The sequence below is a fragment of the Pseudomonas sp. S2_C03 genome (assembly GCF_054668405.1).
Window position 1 is genome coordinate 212,609 of sequence record NZ_CP162766.1, and the last position, 22,316, is coordinate 234,924.

21 protein-coding genes are annotated in these 22,316 nt (G+C 60.3%); 15 read left to right on the plus strand and 6 right to left on the minus strand.

Annotated elements, in window-relative coordinates:
* Positions 1-312 carry an NGG1p interacting factor NIF3 gene (locus tag AB4N64_RS01035; RefSeq protein WP_460121209.1) on the plus strand — a complete coding sequence of 104 codons (312 nt, stop codon included), beginning with the start codon at positions 1-3 and terminating at the stop codon, positions 310-312.
* Here AB4N64_RS01035 and AB4N64_RS01040 read toward each other — a convergent pair.
* The 3 genes from AB4N64_RS01040 to AB4N64_RS01050 form a co-directional block, all read right to left on the minus strand.
* A complete protein-coding gene (locus tag AB4N64_RS01040; RefSeq protein ID WP_460121211.1) occupies positions 282-5,093 on the minus strand; it encodes a DUF4329 domain-containing protein in 4,812 nt (1,603 codons plus the stop codon). The genes AB4N64_RS01035 and AB4N64_RS01040 overlap by 31 nt on opposite strands.
* Positions 5,094-5,252: 159 nt before the next feature.
* Positions 5,253-5,759, minus strand: coding sequence for a L,D-transpeptidase family protein (locus AB4N64_RS01045; RefSeq protein WP_460121213.1), 507 nt, complete (start codon positions 5,757-5,759; stop codon positions 5,253-5,255).
* Positions 5,760-5,807: 48 nt separating this feature from the next.
* A complete protein-coding gene (locus tag AB4N64_RS01050) occupies positions 5,808-6,359 on the minus strand; it encodes an NUDIX hydrolase (protein WP_460121215.1) in 552 nt (183 codons plus the stop codon).
* 169 nt (positions 6,360-6,528) lie between these two features.
* Here AB4N64_RS01050 and AB4N64_RS01055 point away from each other — a divergent pair, with 169 nt between their 5' ends.
* From AB4N64_RS01055 to purT, 5 genes are all read left to right on the plus strand, one after another.
* Positions 6,529-7,128, plus strand: a complete 600-nt coding sequence (locus AB4N64_RS01055) for a CoA pyrophosphatase (protein WP_460121217.1) — start codon at positions 6,529-6,531, stop codon at positions 7,126-7,128.
* A 42-nt stretch (positions 7,129-7,170) separates the two neighbouring features.
* A complete protein-coding gene (locus AB4N64_RS01060; RefSeq protein WP_460121219.1) occupies positions 7,171-7,695 on the plus strand; it encodes a gamma carbonic anhydrase family protein in 525 nt (174 codons plus the stop codon).
* Positions 7,692-7,904, plus strand: coding sequence for a DUF1289 domain-containing protein (locus AB4N64_RS01065; protein ID WP_460121221.1), 213 nt, complete (start codon positions 7,692-7,694; stop codon positions 7,902-7,904). The genes AB4N64_RS01060 and AB4N64_RS01065 overlap by 4 nt, the downstream gene beginning before the upstream one ends.
* Before the next feature lie 241 nt (positions 7,905-8,145).
* Positions 8,146-8,613, plus strand: a complete 468-nt coding sequence (locus AB4N64_RS01070) for a preQ0 transporter (protein WP_460121223.1) — start codon at positions 8,146-8,148, stop codon at positions 8,611-8,613.
* A 97-nt stretch (positions 8,614-8,710) separates the two neighbouring features.
* A complete protein-coding gene (purT, locus tag AB4N64_RS01075; protein WP_460121224.1) occupies positions 8,711-9,892 on the plus strand; it encodes a formate-dependent phosphoribosylglycinamide formyltransferase in 1,182 nt (393 codons plus the stop codon).
* Positions 9,893-10,021: 129 nt separating this feature from the next.
* Here purT and AB4N64_RS01080 read toward each other — a convergent pair whose 3' ends face one another.
* The 3 genes from AB4N64_RS01080 to AB4N64_RS01090 form a co-directional block, all read right to left on the minus strand.
* Positions 10,022-11,338, minus strand: a complete 1,317-nt coding sequence (locus AB4N64_RS01080; protein ID WP_460121226.1) for an MFS transporter — start codon at positions 11,336-11,338, stop codon at positions 10,022-10,024.
* A 193-nt stretch (positions 11,339-11,531) separates the two neighbouring features.
* Positions 11,532-12,767: an HlyC/CorC family transporter gene (locus AB4N64_RS01085; protein ID WP_460121228.1), complete on the minus strand. Its 1,236-nt coding sequence runs from the start codon at positions 12,765-12,767 to the stop codon at positions 11,532-11,534.
* Between the two features lie 12 nt (positions 12,768-12,779).
* The gene (locus AB4N64_RS01090) at positions 12,780-13,592 is read right to left on the minus strand and encodes a cytochrome C assembly family protein (RefSeq protein ID WP_460121230.1); all 813 of its coding nucleotides are present in this window, start codon (positions 13,590-13,592) and stop codon (positions 12,780-12,782) included.
* A gap of 195 nt (positions 13,593-13,787) precedes the next feature.
* On the opposite strand from AB4N64_RS01090, the gene ffh reads away from it, so the two are divergent.
* The 9 genes from ffh (at position 13,788) to thrC (ending at position 22,239) form a co-directional block, all read left to right on the plus strand.
* Positions 13,788-15,164, plus strand: coding sequence for a signal recognition particle protein (ffh, locus tag AB4N64_RS01095; RefSeq protein ID WP_460121232.1), 1,377 nt, complete (start codon positions 13,788-13,790; stop codon positions 15,162-15,164).
* A 250-nt stretch (positions 15,165-15,414) separates the two neighbouring features.
* Positions 15,415-15,666: a 30S ribosomal protein S16 gene (rpsP, locus tag AB4N64_RS01100; RefSeq protein WP_007944872.1), complete on the plus strand. Its 252-nt coding sequence runs from the start codon at positions 15,415-15,417 to the stop codon at positions 15,664-15,666.
* A 5-nt stretch (positions 15,667-15,671) separates the two neighbouring features.
* Positions 15,672-16,208, plus strand: coding sequence for a ribosome maturation factor RimM (gene rimM / locus AB4N64_RS01105; protein WP_460121234.1), 537 nt, complete (start codon positions 15,672-15,674; stop codon positions 16,206-16,208).
* The gene (gene trmD / locus AB4N64_RS01110) at positions 16,190-16,963 is read left to right on the plus strand and encodes a tRNA (guanosine(37)-N1)-methyltransferase TrmD (RefSeq protein ID WP_460121236.1); all 774 of its coding nucleotides are present in this window, start codon (positions 16,190-16,192) and stop codon (positions 16,961-16,963) included. The genes rimM and trmD overlap by 19 nt, the downstream gene beginning before the upstream one ends.
* A 45-nt stretch (positions 16,964-17,008) precedes the next feature.
* Entirely contained in the window at positions 17,009-17,359 is a 351-nt protein-coding gene (rplS, locus tag AB4N64_RS01115; protein ID WP_003175895.1) for a 50S ribosomal protein L19, read from the plus strand.
* Between the two features lie 92 nt (positions 17,360-17,451).
* Entirely contained in the window at positions 17,452-18,348 is an 897-nt protein-coding gene (gene xerD, locus AB4N64_RS01120; RefSeq protein ID WP_460121238.1) for a site-specific tyrosine recombinase XerD, read from the plus strand.
* Between the two features lie 205 nt (positions 18,349-18,553).
* Complete coding sequence (dsbC, locus tag AB4N64_RS01125; RefSeq protein ID WP_460121240.1) at positions 18,554-19,285, plus strand: bifunctional protein-disulfide isomerase/oxidoreductase DsbC; 732 nt, start codon at positions 18,554-18,556, stop codon at positions 19,283-19,285.
* A 132-nt stretch (positions 19,286-19,417) separates the two neighbouring features.
* The gene (locus AB4N64_RS01130) at positions 19,418-20,722 is read left to right on the plus strand and encodes a homoserine dehydrogenase (protein ID WP_460121242.1); all 1,305 of its coding nucleotides are present in this window, start codon (positions 19,418-19,420) and stop codon (positions 20,720-20,722) included.
* Positions 20,723-20,829: 107 nt separating this feature from the next.
* Positions 20,830-22,239: a threonine synthase gene (thrC, locus tag AB4N64_RS01135; protein WP_460121244.1), complete on the plus strand. Its 1,410-nt coding sequence runs from the start codon at positions 20,830-20,832 to the stop codon at positions 22,237-22,239.
* Positions 22,240-22,316: the final 77 nt, after the last annotated feature.

Consider the following 22,316-nt stretch of genomic DNA (forward strand, 5'->3'; position numbering starts at 1 on the left):
GTGTACAAGCTCGCCTTCTTTGTGCCCGACAGTCACGTCGAGACGGTTAAAACCGCTGTCTTCGAAGCGGGCGGCGGGCGCATCGGCGACTATGACCACTGTGCCTGGCAAGTGCTGGGCCAGGGCCAGTTTCGCGCGTTGGATGGCAGTCAGCCGTCCATTGGGCAGATCGGCCAGGTCGAAGTGGTGCAAGAGTGGAAGGTTGAGCTGGTGGTGGCGGATGAGTTGATCAAGGCGGCCGTGGCGGCGTTGAAACTCAGTCACCCCTACGAGACACCGGCTTATGAAGTCTGGCAGCTGGAAGATTTCTGATCTTTTGTGCTGGCGATAAAAACCCGCTGGGCCTGTATGGCCAGCGGGTTTTTTAATGCCTCAACCACTCTACAATTCGTCACGGGGTGAACGACACCCACATTCGGCGACTGCTGGCGCTGCTCCCGCCACTGCTTGCCCATTCGCCCGGACTGTCGCCAGTAGTGCCCAGCGATCAGTACTCGAAAATCCCCGAGCTCGATCAGGCGGCTAATGAAATCTTCCGGCGTGAGCTTCGTGACCCACCTGCCGCCTTCGAACACCACTGGCATCGTCGATAGCAGTGTTTTCTCGGCGCTGGTGTACTCGGGGGTGTACCTGAGCAGCACCCCGTGGGGGGTGGAGCAGTAATAGTAGCGGAGGTCGAAACCCTTGTTTTTCAGGTCATGGGTACGTTCACGAACCATGGCCGGTGAAGCGAAGTTGGCGTACACCTGATCAGTTTTGGCGGGGTGATGGGTGTCACCGGAAAAATGCAACTGATGCGATGCCACGGGTTCGTACCCCAGGGGATAGGTCGGGTAGTGGTCAACCACAGACCTGGAAGGATCATGCCGCGGGCGGAAAATACGATTGACCGAGTTCTCCCCGCTGGCGTTGTTGACCTGCGGTTCCATCGGGACGAAACGCTCAGCGGTGTCGGGCTGCGATGCCATGCGGGCAAGAATGGCGCTATCGACAGTCGAGTCGACGTTGTGGGCGTTGCCGGCCCGCTGCTGGATGTAGCGGGCGGCATCGTCGCAATGATCGAAGACGGGGCCCAGCGCAGGCTCCGGGTTGTCCTGCCAGCGTTGCTGAGTCAACACATCCGCCATGCGCGGTTGCCAGGTTCCGTCCACCCGGCCATGACGTGACCAGTAATCGCTGGTGACGATGACGTCGAGATGGCCGGCCCGGGCCATGCGACCTATGTAGTCGGGCAGATTAAATCGGTCTCGCGCAAGGTCATCTTCATCCTGCGTGGCTTGTTCCCAGGTCGCGAACTGGTTTTTGCGCAGCTCGATCTGGCCAAAGGCATCAAGGAAATTGCCTGGCTCGAAATCGCTCATCGCGAAACGCAACAGCGCACCGTCGGCGCAGGAGAAGTAGATCGACCTGTACCCTTGCGGGGTGTACGCCGCTGAACAAATTTGATGCACGTCGAGTGGCGAGAACAGGAAGCGTCGGCAATCCTGCTCCTTCTCGCTCGCCAGCGGGCGTCGGGCGCATAAGTAAAGCGCGTGCACGACGTGGTGAGCGGGCGGCACGCCCCGTGGCAGGATACGGTCAGTCGTGATCGCTGAAGGCTGGATTTCCAGCGGGAGGCTGGCGTGGAACAAACCGTCTCGAGCGCTCGATAAAATCAGGCCGAATGTTGCATTGCTTCGCTCGCCGGCGGTTTCATGAACATGGCGCGCTGCCGCGTTGTCCTGGACGAACACCGGACCGCACAGGGGGGCGGCCACGGCCCTGGTTTCGATCGTTGCGGCGACGGGGTAGGGTTGCCATTGGCTCACCTTGCGGCGTGTTCCCCAGAAGCGGCTGCCGGTCACGACCTGTAACTCGCCGGCGCTGGCCAGGCAGTTGACCCAGTTGCCGGGCGTGAGAGCGCCGCTGTAGAGCAGTTGCTTGACGCCGTCGCGGTTCAGGTTCGAATCATCGACCGTGACGCCTTGTACAGCCTGCTTCAACTGCGCCTGCAGATCGGCCAACAAACCGCTGCGATAGCGAATGATTGCGCCCTGCGGGCCAAACAGGTACTCGTCGCGCCCCGGGGTTGCCTGGGGGGTCGGGATTGTCCTGCGGTCAAAGGCTGTGAACAGGGTGTCGACCGACAGCATATTCAAGTAAGTCTGCTTTTGCAGGTGCGACAGCACGATCGACGGCTCGCGCGCCACTCGGGAGCGGTAGCGACCGGCGACTTTGCAGTGTCCGGGAAACAATCCGCTCAGAACGCTTTGCGCGGGGTAGATCGCGTTGATATCGAAGTCATCATTGGCCACTTCCACAGGTTGCGTGCAAAGGTACAACCCATCCGCGCGGATCAGCAGCAGACCGCCAAAGAGTCGCGGTTCATCGGGCAACAGGGCGCGGGCGTAAAGTGCGGCGTCATCGATGTTCTTGAACGCGGGACTCAACCAGCGCCTTTGCAGATTCATGAATGGGCGCCAATCCGAATCCAGCGGCCCAGGTTGGTCCCAGCACGGGCTGGTGCGCATAACGTGCAGCCCACCGTGTTTGATGGTCGCGCGCACATAATCTTCAGGCTGCATTTTCCCACTGCTCAGCAGGCTGTTGAAGTCGTCGAGGCCCAGGCCCGGCACGTCATTGTCGAAGAGTCGGTTGCCCTTTCGATTGTCGAATTTGAGCAGGGCGCCATCCTGTGTGGAAATGTACAGGGCGATGGCGTCGGCTGACTCCGTAACCGGCCGGCGTCGTGAGTAATAGACGGCAGAATAAAGATCGTTGGGCGCAATGAAGTACTGTGAGAGCCAGGCGGAAGGCTGTTCCTGCGAATGTTTCAAGCGCTGGCGCGAGTAAAAGAACGCATGGCGCTGGAAACCTTGCGGATAGGTGTACCAGGGTGGAGTTTTGGTGACACCGAACAGGCTTTGCGGCTGGAATACATCATTTCTGGCATCGCTGACCGGGATCAACTCGCTGGCGACGTACTCATCGCGCTCGGTGTGCTTGAGGATGAAACCAAACCAGGCTTTTTCCTGATCATGCAGGCGCACGTCGCGGGCATATTGGTCTTCAGCGGCAGCATCCGCGGAATAGAACACCGCGCCAAACGCGACCTGCTCGGGGCGTTTCCATTTCCATGGCGCGTAGGCCGCCGACCAGGCGGGCGTGACGGGGCCTCGGGGGCCCCACATCTCGCTGTTCACCACCACGGTCAGGCGACCGGCTGCGGCCTGCTCCTTGATGAATGCATTGGGCAGGGTCACGCCGGTTTCCAGTTCCGCAACGACGGGGCCCGGGTATTTGGGCGTGCCCAGGCGCTTTTCGAATGCCCGGGTGGTGCCGGTCTCGACAGGGTCGAAGCGCAACAGACTTTTGGCGGAGCCGGAGAGATACAGCGGCAGTTGATCGAGCAAGACCTGTCGCATTTCCTCGACGCTGAACATTTGCAGGCTCAGGGCGGCCTCTTGCCGGGACCATTTGAGCCTTTGCACCTTGTCAGGGTCGAGCTGTGACAGGGCCTTATGGGACACATAACGACTGTGCAGGGCCAAGCCTTGAGGAAAAATCGACCGGGCTGCATTGTCGCGAGGGTAGAACTGGCCGTCGCGAAGGGACTCGATCCCGCCCTCGAGTGCCAACGTGGCGACGAACCGGTGGTCGCTGCGTTCAAAGATGTAGCCCGCAAACTGACGATCCCTGCGATGGCCGATCTGGCGATGCAGGTAACGGGCCGCGTCATCGGCTGATAGAAACAGTGGACTGAGAATCGGCCATGAGAACCCGGCAAAGGCTGTCCACTCAGGGCCCACGATACCGGGCCTGGCCCATAAGGCGCTGGCGCGCACGACTTCAAGCTGCCCGGCCTGTGCCACGGCGGTGACGAACTCGCTGGGCTTGAGCGTCCCGGCGCGCAGGCCGGCTTGCCGGCCCCCATCGCCCACGGAGCCATCGGGATTGTCCGTGCTCAGTGCCGCCTCCAGCGCCGAGCCACTGAAGCTGTATTTCAACAGGGACATATCGCCGGCTTGCATATAGAGCGACAGGGCATTGCCCCGATCCACTCGGTTGTTCCGGTAGCAAGCGATGGCGAGGGCCAGATCCGCTGGCGTGAAAAAATTCTCGTACAGCCACGGCTCGTGATGCGGGGCCTCGGCGGGATCGGGCCTGGATGCATAGTAGAAGCCTTCCAGCAGGTAACCGGCGGGCAGTTGCAAGCTTGCGTCCTCGCCTGCGGGGAAAAAGGCGGCGGGGGTCCAGGCTGCACGACCGGCGGGGCGCGCCTGTGTGGCGACGTACGCTTGGCGTGAAGCGTCTTTAAGCACCAGGCCCCAGGACTGCGCACTTTTGATCTTCAATGCCGCCAGGACGGCATGTTCGGCGCTGATGCACAGGCGCCTCATGGCTGGCATTTGAGTAATCACGCCCTTGGAGAAGGCTCTGGCGGGCTTCCAGTCCGTGGGGACCTTGCCGACCGAATCGCCCCAGTCCTTGTTTGACACAATGACCGACAGCTCACCCAGCGAGGCGATTTTGCGGATGACATTCGCTACCCCGTAGACGCCCACCGGGTTATTGCGGGGCGCGCCGGCCTTGAGCCACAGGTAGTAGCTGAACTCTTCCTTCGAACCGCTGGGCGAATATTTCAACAGCGACCCGTCGGGCCCGCAGAGATACGCGCTGCCAAAAAAGGTACGTTCCGAGACGTCGGCAACGAAATCAATCTCGGAGAAAAAACCGAGAAACAACCGGAGGGTCAGTTCATCCTGCCCCGGGTTGGCCTCGCGAACTTTGTCGTGGGCTGGCGGGTGGGAGTGGACGTTTGCCACACAGGTGTAACCCGGTGGGTGGACGTAACTGCCCTGGGAGTCGACGTCGATGAGGGTTCGCAGGTCAAAGCGGTTCGCTTCACCGGGTACAGGTTCGGTGGCCACAAAACTGCCATCCGGCTGGCGCAGGATCACACTGCCGTGCTCGCGGTCCGAGTCGGCCGGGATCCGTTGTTGAACCCAGCGTGCGGCATCTTCTTCGGTGACAAACCCCGGGCTCAGTGCCGGCAATCTGGTTTTGCGCAGCGACGAGGCGGCGGGGCCGTCGCGACCAGTCACGTCATTCATGATCAAAATCCTTTTTAAAAAATTGGGATAGTTATCGAATGAGTGTGACGGGGGGGGAGGGGGTTGGTGGTAGATAGTTGTTGTTTTGTTGTCTGTTGCGCCGCCATCGCGGGCTTGCCCGCGATGGCGTCAAAACATTCACCCCATAAAACTGGAAATTTACGGGCGGATCTCGATCATCGTGCCGTCCGGCACCAGGTTCCACACTTCGCGCATGTCGACGTTGCGCAAGGCGATACAGCCGTCGGTCCAGTCCAGAGTGTGGAACAGCTGTTCCGGGTTATCTTCCGAATCCGGCGTGCCGTGGATCATGATCATCCCGCCGGGTTCTACGCCTTCACGCCGGGCGCGGGCCGAGTCGGTGATGTTGGGGTAGGAAATGTGCATCGACAGGTAAAACTTGTCGCTGGTCTTGCGCCAGTCCAGCCAATAGAAACCTTCTGGCGTGCGTTTGTCGCCTTCGATCAATTTGGGGCCTTTTTTTGCCCCCTTGCCCAGGGAAATGCGATAGGTCTTGAGCGGCTTGCCGTCGTTGATCAATTGCAACTGGTGGGCGGATTTGAGAACCAGAACTTTCTCGATGACTTTGCCGTTGTAGGTGCCCACGGCGGAAGCCTGGGTCACCGCAGCGAGCGACAGACAGAACACAGCAAGCAACCAACGCATTGAAACAATTCCCCAGAAGTGACGCAGATATTTTAGTGATGACTGTTTTCAGGTAATCGCAGGCTGGGCCAGCGGCGGGATCGATTCCGACCGTACGGGGTACACCTCGGTCCGCCGGTCAGCGAAGAAGCATTCTAAGGTACGGCCCACCGTGCGGAAAGCCAGCTCCGACCACGGAATCTCGGCTTCGTCGAAAAGTGCCACTTCCAGGCTTTCGGGGCCGGCGGCAAAATCCAGGTCGACGAGCTCTGCGCGGAAGAATACGTGCACCTGGCTGATGTGCGGCACATCGATCAAGGTATAGATGCTCAGGTTGCGCACGCGCGCGCAGGCTTCTTCGGCGGTTTCGCGAATGGCCGCCTGCTCGATGGTCTCCCCGTTCTCCATGAAACCGGCGGGCAGGGTCCAGTAGCCCAGGCGTGGCTCGATCGCACGCCGGCACAACAACACTTTGGAACCCCAGGTCGGCACGCAGCCGGCAACGATATTGGGGTTCTGGTAGTGGATGGTCTGGCAGCTGTCGCAGACATACCGCAGGCGTGAGTCGCCTTCGGGAATGCGCTGGGTGACCGGGTTGCCGCACTGACTGCAAAATTTCATGCTGGGGTTCCTGGGGCCGCGGCTATTGGGTTGGGCATCGTGCCGTGCATCTTGGCGTGCGTCGGTGGCTGTCGGCAAGTTGTCGTTTAGCGACACGCGACCGTCCGGGGGTTGGGCGGTCGATGCGATTGGTGCATCATGCAAGGCAGAGAACGAATCGAGAAGACTCATGCTGGACGAGCTACTGCATCGAGTAAGCAATCACACGCCCCGAACACTGGAAACCGACAAGCGTTTCCCCGAGGCTGCAGTCCTGGTGCCCATCACTCGCAGCGATGAGCCGGAACTGGTGTTGACCCTGCGTGCCAGCGGGCTCTCGACCCATGGTGGCGAAGTGGCCTTTCCCGGCGGAAGACGCGACCCCGAAGACCCGGACCTGGTTTTCACCGCCCTGCGCGAGGCTGAAGAAGAGATCGGCTTGCCACCGGGGCTGGTTGAGGTGATCGGCCCGTTGAGCCCATTGATCTCGTTGCACGGCATCAAGGTCACGCCTTATGTGGGCGTGATCCCGGATTTCGTCGAGTACCAGGCCAACGATGCCGAGATTGCTGCCGTGTTCAGCGTGCCCCTGGAGTTTTTTCGCGCGGACCCCCGTGAACATACCCATCGCATCGATTACCAGGGGCGCAGTTGGTATGTGCCGAGCTATCGCTACGGCGAATACAAGATCTGGGGTTTGACGGCGATCATGATCGTCGAATTGATCAACCTGCTCTACGACGCCCGTATCAGCCTGCATCGTCCGCCCAAGAGTTTCATCAATACCTGAAGCCACGCTCGTATGGCCAGTCAGCGCCCTGAGGACATCACCATGAAATACCGCCTGGGCGACGCCCGCGTCGAAACCCATCCACAGAGCTGGGTTGCCCCCAATGCCGTGCTGGTGGGCAAGGTCAAGCTGGAAGAGGGGGCCAACGTCTGGTTCAACGCGGTGCTGCGTGGCGACAACGAATTGATCCTGATCGGCAAAAACAGCAACGTCCAGGACGGCACGGTGATGCACACCGACATGGGCTACCCGCTGACCTTGGGCACGGGGGTCACCGTCGGCCATAACGCCATGCTGCACGGTTGCACGGTCGGCGATTACAGCCTGATCGGCATCAACGCGGTGATTCTCAACGGCGCGAAGATCGGCAAGAACTGCATCATCGGCGCCAACTCGCTGATTGGCGAAGGCAAGGAAATCCCCGATGGCTCGCTGGTCATGGGGTCGCCGGGCAAGGTCGTGCGCGAACTGACAGAAGCGCAGAAAAAAATGCTCGAAGCCAGCGCTGCCCACTACGTGCATAACGCCCAGCGCTATGCCCGTGACCTGGTCGAGCAGGAACAATGACCACCCCTGAACGCCCGGTGCTGTCGCCCTGCGTGAGCATCTGTGCGCTGGACGACGATGACATCTGCATCGGCTGCCAGCGCACGGTGCAGGAAATTACCGGCTGGAGCCGCATGGAAAACGACGAGCGGCGCCGAGTATTGGGGTTGTGTCATGAGCGAGCGAAGGCGAGCGGGGTGCTGTGGATGGTGGGCAACAAGGCCAAGTAGCTGCTGCTTGAGTGGTATGCCAGTCGACTTCAATGGTGGATATGCGGCCCTATCGCGGGCAAGCCCGCTCCCACAAGGTCTTTGGCTGCACACAAAATCTGTTTCAACCCGATCCACTGTGGGAGCGGGCTGGCTCCGGGCGGCGTTCCGACGATGAGGCCCTCACTGCCACTCCATCACTTGGCCCCAACCCCCGCTCTCAAGTAACCTGCACAACCCGTTCCCGATACCCCAACCTCAAATGCTCTTCCTGATCGCCTACATCAGCAGCGTCGTGCTGATCAACTGCGCCTTCTCGTCGGCGCCGCACCTGGACATCATCTGGTCTGCCTGGGGCGGGCTGGTGTTCGTGCTGCGTGACATGGTGCAGATCCGCTTTGGTCATGGCGCGATCCTGGCCATGCTGGTGGCGCTGGTGCTGTCCTATGTCACCTCCGACCCCGCCATTGCCCTGGCCAGCGCCACGGCGTTCGCCGTCTCGGAGTGCATCGACTGGCTGGTGTTCACCATCACCAAACGCCCGCTGCACGACCGCCTGTGGATAAGTTCGGCGCTGAGCATTCCCCTCGATACGTTCATCTTCTTCGGCATGATCGACGCCTTCACCGCCCCCGTGATCCTGACTGCCATGGGTTCGAAGTTCGCCGGTGTGACGGTGGTCTGGCTGATCATGGCCTGGCGCATGCGCAAACAGGCTGTCGCCGGCTGAAGCCAAACCCTGCGGTTCATGTAAAATGCCGCGCTTTCTTCCCTTGGAAAGCGCAACTGGCGCCTTCTTCGATGATCCGCTTCTTTGAGGACCTGAGATGACCCGTATCGGAACTCCATTGTCGCCAACCGCGACCCGCGTATTGATGTGTGGCTGTGGTGAGTTGGGCAAGGAAGTGGTGATCGAGCTGCAACGCCTGGGCGTTGAAGTGATTGCCGTGGATCGCTATGCCGACGCCCCGGCCATGCAGGTTGCCCATCGCAGCCACGTGATCAACATGCTCGACGGTGCGGCCCTGCGTGCAGTGATCGAAGCCGAGAAACCGCACTTCATCGTGCCGGAAATCGAAGCCATTGCCACTGCGACCCTGGTCGAACTGGAGGCCGAAGGTTTCACCGTGGTCCCGACCGCACGCGCGGCGCAACTGACCATGAACCGCGAAGGTATCCGTCGCCTGGCCGCCGAGGAACTGGACCTGCCGACCTCGCCGTATCACTTTGCCGACACCTTCGAGGACTACAGCAAGGCCGTCGAAGACCTGGGTTTCCCCTGCGTGGTCAAGCCGGTCATGAGCTCCTCGGGCAAGGGCCAGAGCCTGTTGCGCAGCACCGCTGACGTCAAGGCTGCCTGGGATTATGCGCAGGAAGGCGGTCGCGCCGGTAAAGGCCGGGTAATCATCGAAGGCTTCATCGATTTCGACTACGAAATTACGTTGCTGACCGTGCGTCACGTCGGTGGCACCACGTTCTGCGCGCCAGTCGGTCACCGTCAGGAGAAGGGCGATTATCAGGAATCCTGGCAGCCACAGGCCATGAGCCCGGTGGCCCTGGCCGAATCCGAACGCGTTGCCAAAGCTGTCACCGAAGCCCTGGGCGGTCGCGGCATGTTTGGCGTCGAGCTGTTCATCAAAGGCGATCAGGTGTGGTTCAGCGAAGTGTCGCCGCGTCCACACGACACCGGTCTGGTGACCCTGATTTCCCAGGACCTGTCGCAGTTTGCCCTGCACGCGCGCGCCATTCTGGGCCTGCCGATTCCGTTGATCCGTCAGTTCGGCTCGTCGGCTTCGGCGGTGATCCTGGTGGAAGGCCAGTCGACCCAGACCGCTTTCGCCAACCTCGGCGCGGCCTTGAGCGAACCGGACACGGCGCTGCGTCTGTTCGGCAAGCCTGAAGTGAATGGCCAGCGCCGCATGGGCGTGACCCTGGCGCGGGATGAGTCGATCGAAGCGGCACGCGCCAAGGCGACCCGTGCGTCCCAGGCCGTCAAAGTAGAGCTCTAACCGCTAAACCTGTAGGAGCGAGCTTGCTCGCGATGCGGTGTGTCAGAAAAGTTGATGTCGACTGACATACCGCATCGCGAGCAAGCTCGCTCCTACAGAGGTTTTGTGTACACCGCGATGGCGGGTACTTCAGTCCACCCGATTCAAATCGTTATGCCGTGTCTCCTTAAGGCACAGCACCGCCAGCAGGCTTAGCACCGCTGCACCTGACACGTATCCGCCGACATAACTCAGACCGCCCATCGCCACCAGCTTCTGTGCGAAGAACGGTGCCGCCGAGGCGCCGACGATGCCGCCCAGGTTGTAGGCCGCTGATGCGCCGGTGTAGCGCACGTGGGTTGGAAACAGTTCCGGCAGCAGCGCGCCCATTGGGGCGAACGTGACGCCCATCAGAAACAGCTCAATGCAAAGGAACAGTGCCACGCCCCAGGTCGAGCCCTGGGTCAGCAGCGGCTCCATCAAAAAGCCCGAGAGGATCGCCAGCACACCGCCGAGGATCAGGCTCGGCTTGCGCCCATAACGGTCGCTGGCCCAGGCCGACAGCGGGGTGGCGGCGGCCATGAACAGTACGGCAAAGCACAGCAGGCCGAGGAAGGTTTCGCGGGTGTAGCCCAGCGTCGATACGCCGTAACTCAGGGAAAACACGGTTGAGATGTAGAACAGCGCGTAGCACACCACCATCGCACCGGCCCCGAGCAATACGGGCACCCAGTACTGGCTGAACAGCTCGATCACTGGCATCTTCACTCGCTCCTGGCGCGCCATGGCATTGGCGAACACCGGGGTTTCGTGCAGTTTCAGGCGTACGTACAGGCCGACCATCACCAGCGCGGCGCTGAGGAGGAATGGAATGCGCCAGCCCCACGAACGGAATTGCTCGTCATTCAGAACCATCGCCAACGTCAGGAACAGGCCGTTGGCAGCCAGGAAGCCAATCGAAGGCCCCAGTTGCGGAAACATGCCGAACCAGGCGCGTTTGCCCTTGGGAGCATTTTCTGTCGCCAGCAGCGCGGCACCGCCCCATTCGCCGCCCAGTCCCAGCCCTTGGCCAAAACGCAGCACACACAGCAGGATCGGCGCCCACGCACCAATGCTGTCGTAACCGGGCAGCACGCCGATCAGCGTGGTACAGACGCCCATCAGCAGCAGCGAGGCGACGAGCGTCGACTTGCGCCCGATGCGGTCACCAAAGTGCCCAAACAGCGCCGAACCCAACGGACGCGCCAGGAACGCGATGCCAAAGGTCAGGAACGCCGAGAGCATCTGTGCGGTGCCGGAGGTCTGCGGGAAGAATACCGGACCGATCACAAGCGCGGCGGCCGTGGCATACACATAGAAATCATAGAACTCGATGGCGGTGCCAATGAAGCTGGCAGTGGCCACGCGGGTGGCGGAGTTTGCCGATTGTTCAGGCGTGGTTTCGCTAAAAGTCGTGCTGGTCGTCATGCAGAAGTCCCTGACAGTCATGTGCTCCAGTGGAGCGAATTATTATGTTCGAACACCCAGGGATGTGGGTTTGCAACAGGGTGCGGGTAGCACGGGTAAGGCGGGGCTTGGGTAAGCGTGGCTCGATTATAGGAAGTCGGCTAACGATTGAACAAGGACAAACCGGCGTGGGAAAGGTCGGATTCTGCGAGGGTTACAGAGTGACGGGAGCGGCGCTGGTGTGCCAGATCAGGACGCGGGTCACGCGGTTGTCTTCTGTTTCAAGGATCTCCAGGCGATAACGCCCGATTTTCAGACACACTGGGCTGTCCGGGATGGTCTCCAGCGCTTCGGTGACCAGACCGTTGAGTGTCTTTGGGCCGTCGCTGGGCAGGTGCCAGCCGAGGCTTTTGTTCAGCTCACGGATCGACGCGGCGCCATCAACCACCAGGCGCCCGTCGGCTTGGGGGTGGATGTGCGGGTTATCCAGGCTGTGCTGGCTTTCGAACTCGCCGACGATTTCTTCGAGAATGTCTTCCAGGGTGACGATGCCGAGCACTTCGCCGTACTCGTCCACCACCATGCCCAGGCGCCGTTGCTGCTTGTGGAAATTCAGCAATTGCAGCTGCAGTGGCGTGCTCTCGGGGACGAAGTAGGGCTCGTGACAGGCCGCCAGCAGTGCTTCGCGGGTCAGATTGCCTTCGGGCAGCAGGTGGCGGATCTGCCGGGTGTTAAGGACTGCCTCGACCTGATTGATGTCACTGTGGAACACAGGCAGGCGCGTGCGCCGGTTGGCGCGCAGCTGCTCGATGATTTCTTCGATGGAGTCGTCCAGGTTGATGCCGTCGACATCACTGCGTGGCACCAGAATGTCGTTGACCGTAATATTGTCCAGTGCATGGATACCCGGCAGCGGGTGCGGGCGACATACCGGGCTTTCCTGGTCATCGTGGCGATCTTGCGGTGTTTCGTCGTCGCTCTGCTGCACCACCTTGGCTTTGCGCGCGAACGGTCGCGTCAGCAACTGACTGAGGCCATTGAGCAGCCAGGCAGAAGGGTAGATGATTTTCAGAGGTACACCCAGCAGGGTATTGCCCACGGAAAGGATCGCGTCCGGATAGCGCGCCGCAAGGGTGCGAGGCAGGTAGTCGGCGAATACCAGCAGGACCGCGGTCGCGGCGAGGCAGGCGGCCCATGGGCCGTTTTCGGCCCAGGTGAAAATCGCCAGCAGGGTGCTGATGACCACCACCAGCGCCCGGCACAGGGTGTTGCAGAGGATCAGGCTGGGCAGCGGGAAACTCAGTTTCGCCACCGGCTTGTCGCTGGAGCGCGATGCGGTTCGCTGGGCCAGCAGATGCTGTTGCGCGGCTTCGATGGCGGTAAAGAGGCCCGACCATAAAATCAGCAGGGCCACTACGGCGAGCATCGGTCCTATGGGCAAGTCGTCCATTAATGCCGCCTGTCAGATGTGCAGGATGTATTCACGGACCAGCTTGCTGCCGAAATACGCCAGCATCAGCAGGCAGAAGCCGGCCAGGGTCCAGCGAATCGCCTTGTGCCCGCGCCAGCCGAGGCGATTGCGACCCCAGAGCAGCACGCTGAACACGACCCAGGCCAGGCACGCCAGCAGGGTTTTGTGCACCAGGTGTTGGGCGAACAGGTTCTCGACGAACAGCCACCCCGAAATCAGCGACAGCGATAACAAGGTCCAGCCGGCCCACAGGAAGCCGAACAGCAGGCTTTCCATGGTTTGCAGCGGTGGGAAATTCTTGATCAACCCGGACGGATGCTTGTGCTTGAGCTGATGGTCCTGAACCAGCAGCAGCAAGGCTTGGAACACCGCGATGGTGAACATGCCGTAGGCCAGGATCGACAACAGGATGTGCGCGAGAATGCCTGGCTCTTCGTCGATGATTTGTACCGTGCCGGCGGGAGCGAACTGCGCGAGCAGCACCGTCGCTGCGCCCAGGGGGAACAGCAATATCAGCAGGTTTTCCACCGGAATGCGTGAGCATGCCAGCAGGGTCAAGGCAATGACGGCGGCTGCGATCAGGCTCGCGGCGCTGAAAAAGTCCAGGCCCAGGCCGATTGGCGTCAACAGGTGAGTGAACAGGCTGGCGCTGTGAGCCAGGACCGCCAGCACGCCGAGCGTGACCAGCAGCCGCTTGTTCGCCTTGGCGCCGGAGGCCAGGCGAGTGCCCTGATAGATAGTCGCAGCGGCATACAAGCAGGCGGCGGCGAGTGTAGTGAGCAAACTGGGTGACAAGGGGAGCATAAGTCCTGTTAGGCAAGCCCGAAAGGCGCTGAGTTTGGCATAGAACCCCTACGGCACGAAAGTGCGAGGTGTGCGCCAGACGCAGTCTTCGCTATAATCCGCGACCTGCCCACGCCGCAGGCTCATCGAGCACCTGTTTTTCCCGCTCTGGGCCGCCATTATCCCGGTCTGTACAGGGCCTGAAAGGATCGCGCAATGTTTGAAAACCTAACTGACCGTCTCTCGCAGACGCTGCGCCATGTCACCGGCAAGGCCAAGCTGACCGAGGACAACATTAAAGACACCCTGCGCGAAGTGCGCATGGCGTTGCTCGAAGCCGACGTTGCCTTGCCGGTGGTGAAGGACTTCGTCAATTCGGTCAAGGAGCGTGCTGTCGGCACCGAGGTGTCGCGCAGCCTGACGCCGGGCCAGGCCTTCGTGAAGATCGTCCAGGCCGAACTCGAAAGCCTGATGGGCGCGGCCAACGAAGACCTCAACCTGAGTGCCGTCCCGCCTGCCATCGTATTAATGGCTGGTTTGCAGGGTGCCGGTAAAACCACAACGGCCGGCAAACTCGCGCGCTTCCTCAAAGAGCGCAAGAAAAAGTCGGTGATGGTGGTATCCGCGGACGTTTACCGTCCGGCGGCAATCAAGCAACTGGAAACCCTGGCCAACGACATCGGCGTGACGTTCTTCCCGTCAGACCTGAGCCAGAAGCCAGTCGAAATCGCCCAGGCTGCTATTAAAGAAGCCAAGCTGAAATTCATCGACGTGGTCATCGTCGATACCGCCGGTCGCCTGCACATCGACGAAGAGATGATGGGCGAGATCAAGGCCCTGCATGCGGCGGTCAATCCGGTCGAGACCCTGTTCGTGGTCGACGCGATGACTGGCCAGGATGCCGCCAACACGGCCAAGGCCTTCGGCGATGCATTGCCGCTGACCGGTGTGATCCTGACCAAGGTCGACGGCGATGCCCGTGGCGGTGCGGCGCTGTCGGTGCGCTCCATCACCGGCAAGCCGATCAAGTTCATCGGTATGGGCGAGAAGAGCGAAGCGCTCGAGCCGTTCCACCCTGAGCGTATCGCGTCGCGCATCCTCGGCATGGGGGACGTGCTCAGTCTGATCGAGCAGGCGGAAGCCACTCTCGACAAGGACAAGGCCGACAAACTGGCCAAGAAACTGAAGAAGGGCAAGGGCTTCGACCTCGAAGACTTCCGCGATCAGCTGCAACAGATGAAGAACATGGGCGGCCTCGGCGGCCTCATGGACAAACTGCCCAGCATCGGTGGCGTCAACCTGGCGCAGATGGGCAACGCCCAGACGGCGGCCGAGAAGCAATTCAAGCAGATGGAAGCCATCATCAACTCCATGACCCCGGCCGAGCGCCGCGACCCCGAGCTGATCAGCGGTTCGCGCAAGCGCCGCATCGCCATGGGTTCCGGCACTCAGGTGCAGGACATCGGTCGCTTGATCAAGCAGCACAAGCAGATGCAGAAGATGATGAAGAAGTTTTCTGCAAAAGGTGGGATGGCCAAGATGATGCGCGGCATGGGCGGCATGTTGCCCGGCGGCGGCATGCCAAAAATGTAAAGAATTCGCGCCGGCAGTCATGTCGGCGCTGATCCACAGAAATGTGGGACAAACGGTAAACCCGCACTTGGCGGGAGCCGACAGGCCGTTTTCAACGACGGCTCTATAGCAAATCTGCATGGCGTCCGATAGGCCGCCGGAAAAAGTCATTTGCAAAAGTCCGGATATTCCTTAGAATATGCGGCCTTTCGGGCACCCATGCCCGCTGTGCCTTTAGATTTGCAGCACCGACTACAGGAACGATGTTCACATGCTAACAATCCGTCTTGCCCTTGGCGGCTCCAAAAAGCGCCCGTTTTACCACCTGACCGTAACCGACAGCCGCAACCCGCGCGACGGTTCGCACAAGGAACAGGTTGGTTTCTTCAACCCTGTTGCTCGTGGTCAGGAAGTCCGTCTGTCCGTGAACCAAGAGCGCGTTGCCTACTGGCTGAGCGTTGGTGCACAACCTTCTGAGCGTGTTGCTCAGTTGCTGAAGGACGCTGCTAAGGCTGCGGCCTGAGCAATATGAACGCGACGCCAGCCATTGCTGATGATTTGATCGTTATCGGCAAGATTTATTCTGTTCACGGCGTTCGCGGCGAAGTGAAGGTGTATTCCTTTACTGATCCAACAGAAAACCTGTTGCAGTACAAAACCTGGACGCTCAAGCGCGAAGGCAGTGTGAAACAGGTAGAGCTGGTCAGTGGACGCGGGAACGACAAGTTCCTGGTCGCGAAGCTCAAGGGCCTTGATGATCGAGAAGAAGCACGTCTTCTGGCCGGTTATGAGATCTGCGTGCCGCGTAACCTGTTCCCTGAATTGACCGACGGCGAGTACTACTGGTACCAGCTGGAAGGTCTGAAGGTCATCGATCAACTGGGGCAATTGCTCGGTAAGGTCGATCATCTTCTGGAAACCGGCGCCAATGATGTAATGGTGGTCAAGCCTTGCGCTGGCAGCCTGGATGATCGCGAACGCCTGTTGCCGTATACCGAGCAATGCGTGTTGGCCATCGACCTGGGTGCAGGCGAGATGAAGGTGGAATGGGATGCGGATTTCTAAGCGTGGCTAACTTGCGCGTAGAAGTGATCAGTTTGTTTCCCGAGATGTTTTCCGCCATCAGCGAGTACGGCATCACCAGTCGGGCGGTGAAACAGGGGCTCTTGCAGCTCACCTGTTGGAATCCGCGGGACTACACGACGGATCGACATCACACTGTGGATGATCGCCCATTTGGCGGTGGTCCGGGCATGGTGATGAAGATCAAGCCCCTGGAAGATGCTCTGGTTCAGGCCAAGGCAGCGGCCGGGGAGGCGGCGAAGGTGATTTACCTGTCCCCCCAAGGCCGTCAACTGACTCAGTCGGCGGTCCGCGAGTTGGCGAATCTGGATGGATTGATCCTGATTGCCGGTCGCTATGAAGGCATCGACGAGCGTTTTATTGAGGCTCATGTCGATGAAGAGTGGTCGATTGGCGACTATGTACTGTCTGGCGGCGAGCTGCCGGCGATGGTCCTGATCGATGCGGTTACACGACTGCTGCCTGGAGCTTTAGGGCATGCGGACTCCGCCGAGGAAGATTCCTTTACGGATGGTTTGCTGGATTGCCCGCACTACACCCGACCTGAGGTGTATGCGGATCAGCGTGTTCCCGACGTGTTGCTAAGTGGCAATCACGCGCACATCCGGCGTTGGCGTTTACAGCAGTCCCTTGGTCGGACCTATGAACGACGCGCCGATCTTCTGGAAAGCCGCTCGCTTTCTGGAGAAGAGAAGAAGCTGCTCGAGGAATATCTCCGCGAGCGGGACGATAGTTAACAACGTATCGATGGTAAATCCGACGATTTACCTTAGGAGCACAGCATGACTAACAAAATCATCCTTGCACTCGAAGCAGAGCAGATGACCAAAGAGATCCCTACCTTTGCCCCGGGCGACACCATTGTCGTTCAGGTAAAAGTAAAGGAAGGCGACCGTTCGCGTCTGCAAGCGTTCGAAGGTGTTGTTATCGCCAAGCGTAACCGCGGCGTCAACAGTGCATTCACCGTTCGTAAAATCTCCAACGGTGTTGGCGTAGAGCGTACTTTCCAGACCTACAGCCCGCAGATCGACAGCATGGCTGTCAAGCGTCGCGGTGACGTACGTAAAGCCAAGCTGTACTACCTGCGCGACCTGTCGGGTAAAGCAGCTCGCATCAAGGAAAAACTGGCTTAAGTCCAGCTTCCGATGCAGAAAAAAGCAGCCTACGGGCTGCTTTTTTGTTGCCCGCGATTTATCTTTTCAGGCCGACCTGCCGCCGAGTTTTTATGCCAGCCATCGATCATCCACTGATAGACCAGTTTCTCGATGCGTTGTGGCTGGAGAAAGGTCTTTCCGACAACACCCGTGACGCCTATCGCAGCGATCTGGCGCTGTTCAATGGCTGGTTGCAGGACAGGGACCTTGAGTTGATCAATGCCGGTCGTGAGTTGATCCTCGATCACCTGGCCTGGCGCCTTGAACAAAACTATAAGCCGCGCTCTACCGCCCGCTTTCTCTCCGGTTTGCGGGGTTTCTATCGCTATTTGCTGCGGGAAAAGTTGATCGCCGTCGATCCAACCCTGCGCGTGGATATGCCACAGTTGGGCAGACCGTTGCCCAAGTCCCTCTCGGAAGCGGACGTTGAAGCGCTATTAAAGGCGCCGGACCTGAGCGAAGCCATCGGCCAGCGTGATCGCGCCATGCTCGAAGTGCTTTACGCCTGTGGTTTGCGGGTGACAGAGCTGATCAGCCTGACGCTGGAGCAGGTCAACCTGCGCCAGGGCGTGCTGCGAGTCATGGGCAAAGGTAGCAAGGAACGACTGGTGCCCATGGGCGAGGAAGCGATTGTCTGGGTCGAGCGTTACATGCGCGATGGCCGTGGCGAGTTGCTCGGCGGGCGTCCCAGCGACGTGCTGTTTCCCAGCCAGCGCGGCGAGCAGATGACCCGGCAGACGTTCTGGCACCGCATCAAGCATCAGGCCAAGGTCGCCGGGATCGGCAAATCGCTGTCACCGCACACCTTGCGTCATGCCTTCGCCACGCATTTGCTCAACCACGGCGCGGACCTGCGGGTGGTGCAGATGCTATTGGGTCACAGCGACCTGTCGACCACGCAGATCTACACCCACGTCGCCCGGGCGCGGTTGCAGGATTTGCATGCCAAGCACCATCCGCGCGGGTGAGCGCTGATCCCCTGTGGGAGCGGGCTTGCTCCCACAGTCGGCAGTCCCACCCGTACCCTCGCGCACCAACACCTTGCATCACCGGCATTCGGCCCCACGAGCCTTACTGTGGTAGGCTTTGCCGGTTTGCACGATGGGCGATTATGACCCGGTGTTTCGGCACGGGCGTTCTGATCGTCCCATTTGTCCGCCCTCAGGAGTTCTCATGCGTCTGACCCAGATTATCGCCGCCGCAGCCATTGCGTTGGTCAGCACCTTTGCCGTCGCCGATGACGCGGCTGACAAAGCCATCCGTAAAAGTCTCGAAAATCTTCAACTTGAGGTGCCGGTAGAAAGCATCTCCGCCAGCCCGTTGCCCGGCCTGTACGAAGTCAAGCTCAAGGGCAGTCGCGTGCTCTACGCCAGCGCCGACGGCCAATACGTGGTGCAGGGCTACATGTTCGATCTCAAGGGCGGCAAGCCGGTCAACCTGACCGAGAAGGCCGAGCGCGTGGGCATCTCCAAGCTGATCAACGACATTCCGGTGGCTGAAACCGTGGTCTACCCGGCCATTGGCGAAACCAAATCGCACATCACCGTGTTCACCGACACCACCTGTCCGTACTGCCATAAACTGCATGCCGAAGTGCCTGAGCTGAACAAGCGCGGCATCGAAGTGCGCTACGTCGCGTTCCCGCGCCAGGGCCTGGGTTCGCCAGGTGACGAGCAGTTGCAAGCGGTCTGGTGTTCGAAAGACAAAAAAGCGGCCATGGACAAAATGGTCGATGGCAAGGAAATCAAGGCCGCCAAGTGCGATAACCCGGTTTCCAAGCAGTTCGCCCTCGGCCAGTCGATTGGTGTGAACGGCACGCCGGCCATCGTTTTGGCCGACGGTCAGGTCATTCCGGGCTACCAGCCTGCGCCCCAAGTTGCCAAACTGGCGCTGGGCGCGAAGTAATTTCGCATCGTCAGGGCAAGCCCTGGCGATCATGGCCCGGCGGCAGCATTGCCGGGCCATCAATAGAGAGCCGCGAACCTGCGGCTGTTTTCACGGCCGGCCTCGTGTCGGCCGTTTTATGGGGAGTTCACAGTGAAACCGGTCAAAGTAGGCATCTGTGGGTTAGGGACCGTCGGTGGCGGAACCTTCAACGTACTTCAGCGCAACGCCGAGGAAATTGCTCGCCGTGCCGGGCGTGGGATCGAAGTGGCACAAATTGCCATTCGCACGCCAAAGCCTCAGTTCCAAACGACCGGTATTGCGATTACCACCGATGTCTTCGATGTGGCCACGAACCCAGAGATCGACATCGTCATAGAGCTGATGGGCGGCTATACCGTTGCCCGCGAGCTGGTACTCAAGGCCATCGAGAATGGCAAGCATGTGGTCACCGCGAACAAGGCGCTTATCGCTGTTCACGGTAATGAGATTTTTGCCAAGGCGCGTGAAAAGGGCGTGATCGTTGCGTTCGAAGCCGCCGTGGCCGGTGGTATTCCGGTGATCAAGGCGATCCGTGAGGGCCTGTCCGCCAACCGCATCAACTGGGTGGCGGGCATCATCAACGGCACCGGTAACTTCATCCTGACGGAAATGCGCGAGAAGGGTCGTACCTTCGAAGACGTGCTGGTCGAGGCCCAGGCATTGGGTTACGCCGAAGCGGATCCGACCTTCGACGTGGAAGGTATCGATGCGGCGCACAAACTGACGATCCTGGCATCCATCGCGTTCGGTATCCCGCTGCAATTCGACAAGGCCTACACCGAAGGCATCACCAAGCTGACCACCGCCGACGTGAACTACGCCGAAGCGCTGGGCTATCGCATCAAGCACCTGGGTGTGGCGCGCAGCACCGCGGCCGGTATCGAGCTGCGTGTGCACCCGACGTTGATCCCGGCTGATCGTTTGATCGCCAACGTCAACGGCGTGATGAACGCGGTGATGGTCAACGGTGACGCTGCCGGGTCGACCCTGTTCTACGGCGCTGGCGCCGGTATGGAGCCGACCGCTTCGTCGGTGATTGCGGACCTGGTGGACGTGGTTCGCGCCATGACCTCCGATCCGGAAAACCGTGTGCCGCACCTGGCTTTCCAGCCGGATTCGCTGTCGGCCCACCCGATCCTGCCGATCGAAGCCTGCGAAAGCGCCTACTACCTGCGCATTCAGGCCAAGGATCACCCGGGCGTATTGGCCCAGGTGGCGAGCATCCTGTCGGAGCGTGGTATCAACATCGAATCGATCATGCAGAAGGAAGTCGAAGAGCATGACGGCCTGGTGCCGATGATCCTGCTGACCCACCGCGTGTTGGAGCAGCACATCAACGATGCCATCCAGGCACTGGAAGCGCTTCAGGGCGTGGTTGGGCCGGTGGTCCGGATTCGTGTCGAACATTTGAATTAATACAGCAGCGGCGAGCTGCAAGCGGCAAGCTACAAGTAAGAGCAGGATCGCTTTTTACTTGCAGCTTGTAACTTTCAGCTCACAGCTCAAACCAAAGGTTTGCCCCCATGCGCTACATCAGTACCCGCGGCCAGGCACCGGCCCTGAATTTCGAAGACGTCCTGCTGGCTGGCCTGGCCACCGACGGCGGTCTGTACGTCCCGGAAAACCTGCCACGTTTCACCCAGGAGGAAATCGCTTCCTGGGCCGGCCTGCCTTATCACGAGCTGGCCTTCCGGATCATGCGCCCGTTTGTCACCGGCAGCATCCCGGACGCCGATTTCAAGAAAATCCTCGAAGAAACCTACGGCGTCTTCGCCCACAACGCCGTTGCGCCGCTTCGTCAGTTGAACGGCAACGAGTGGGTGCTTGAGCTGTTCCACGGCCCGACCCTGGCGTTCAAGGACTTCGCCCTGCAACTGCTTGGCCGCCTGCTTGACTACGTGCTGGAAAAGCGCGGTGAGCGCGTGGTAATCGTGGGTGCGACATCCGGCGACACCGGTTCGGCCGCCATCGAAGGCTGCAAGCACTGCGAAAACGTGGACATCTTCATCCTGCATCCGCACAACCGCGTATCGGAAGTGCAACGTCGGCAGATGACCACGATTTTCGGCGAGAACATCCACAACATCGCCATCGAAGGCAACTTCGACGACTGCCAGGAAATGGTCAAGGCCAGCTTCGCAGACCAGAGTTTCCTCAAGGGCACTCGCCTGGTGGCTGTAAACTCGATCAACTGGGCGCGGATCATGGCCCAGATCGTCTACTACTTCCACGCCTCCCTGCAGTTGGGTGGCCCGGCGCGTTCAGTGTCGTTCTCGGTGCCGACCGGCAACTTCGGTGACATCTTCGCCGGTTACCTGGCCCGCAACATGGGCCTGCCGATCAACCAGTTGATCGTCGCCACCAACCGCAACGACATCCTGCACCGCTTCATGAGCGGCAACCAGTACGTCAAGGAAACCCTGCACGCCACGCTGTCGCCGTCGATGGACATCATGGTGTCGTCGAACTTCGAACGCCTGCTGTTCGACCTGCACGGTCGCAATGGCGCGGCCATTGCCGGTTTGATGGACAGTTTCAAGCAGGGCGGTGGTTTCTCCGTCGAGCAAGAGCGCTGGACCGAAGCCCGCAAGCTGTTCGACTCGCTGGCCGTGGATGACGCACAAACCTGCGAAACCATTGCGCAGGTGTTCGAGCAGACCGGCGAAGTGCTGGACCCGCACACCGCCATCGGTGTCAGGGCAGCCCGCGAATGCCGCCGCAGCCTGGACATCCCGATGGTGATCCTGGGCACCGCCCACCCGGTCAAATTCCCCGATGCAGTGGAGAAGGCCGGCGTTGGCAAGGCTTTGGCACTGCCGGCGCACCTGACCGACCTGTTCGAGCGCGATGAGCGTTGCACGGTGCTGCCGAACGACCTGAAGGCTGTACAGAACTTCGTCAGCCAACACGGTAATCGCGGCAAGCCTCTGTAACACAACCCCGTCCCTGTAGGAGCGAGCACGCTCGCGATGAAGGCAAGGACGACGCGGGGACCCTGACGCCCCGCGTT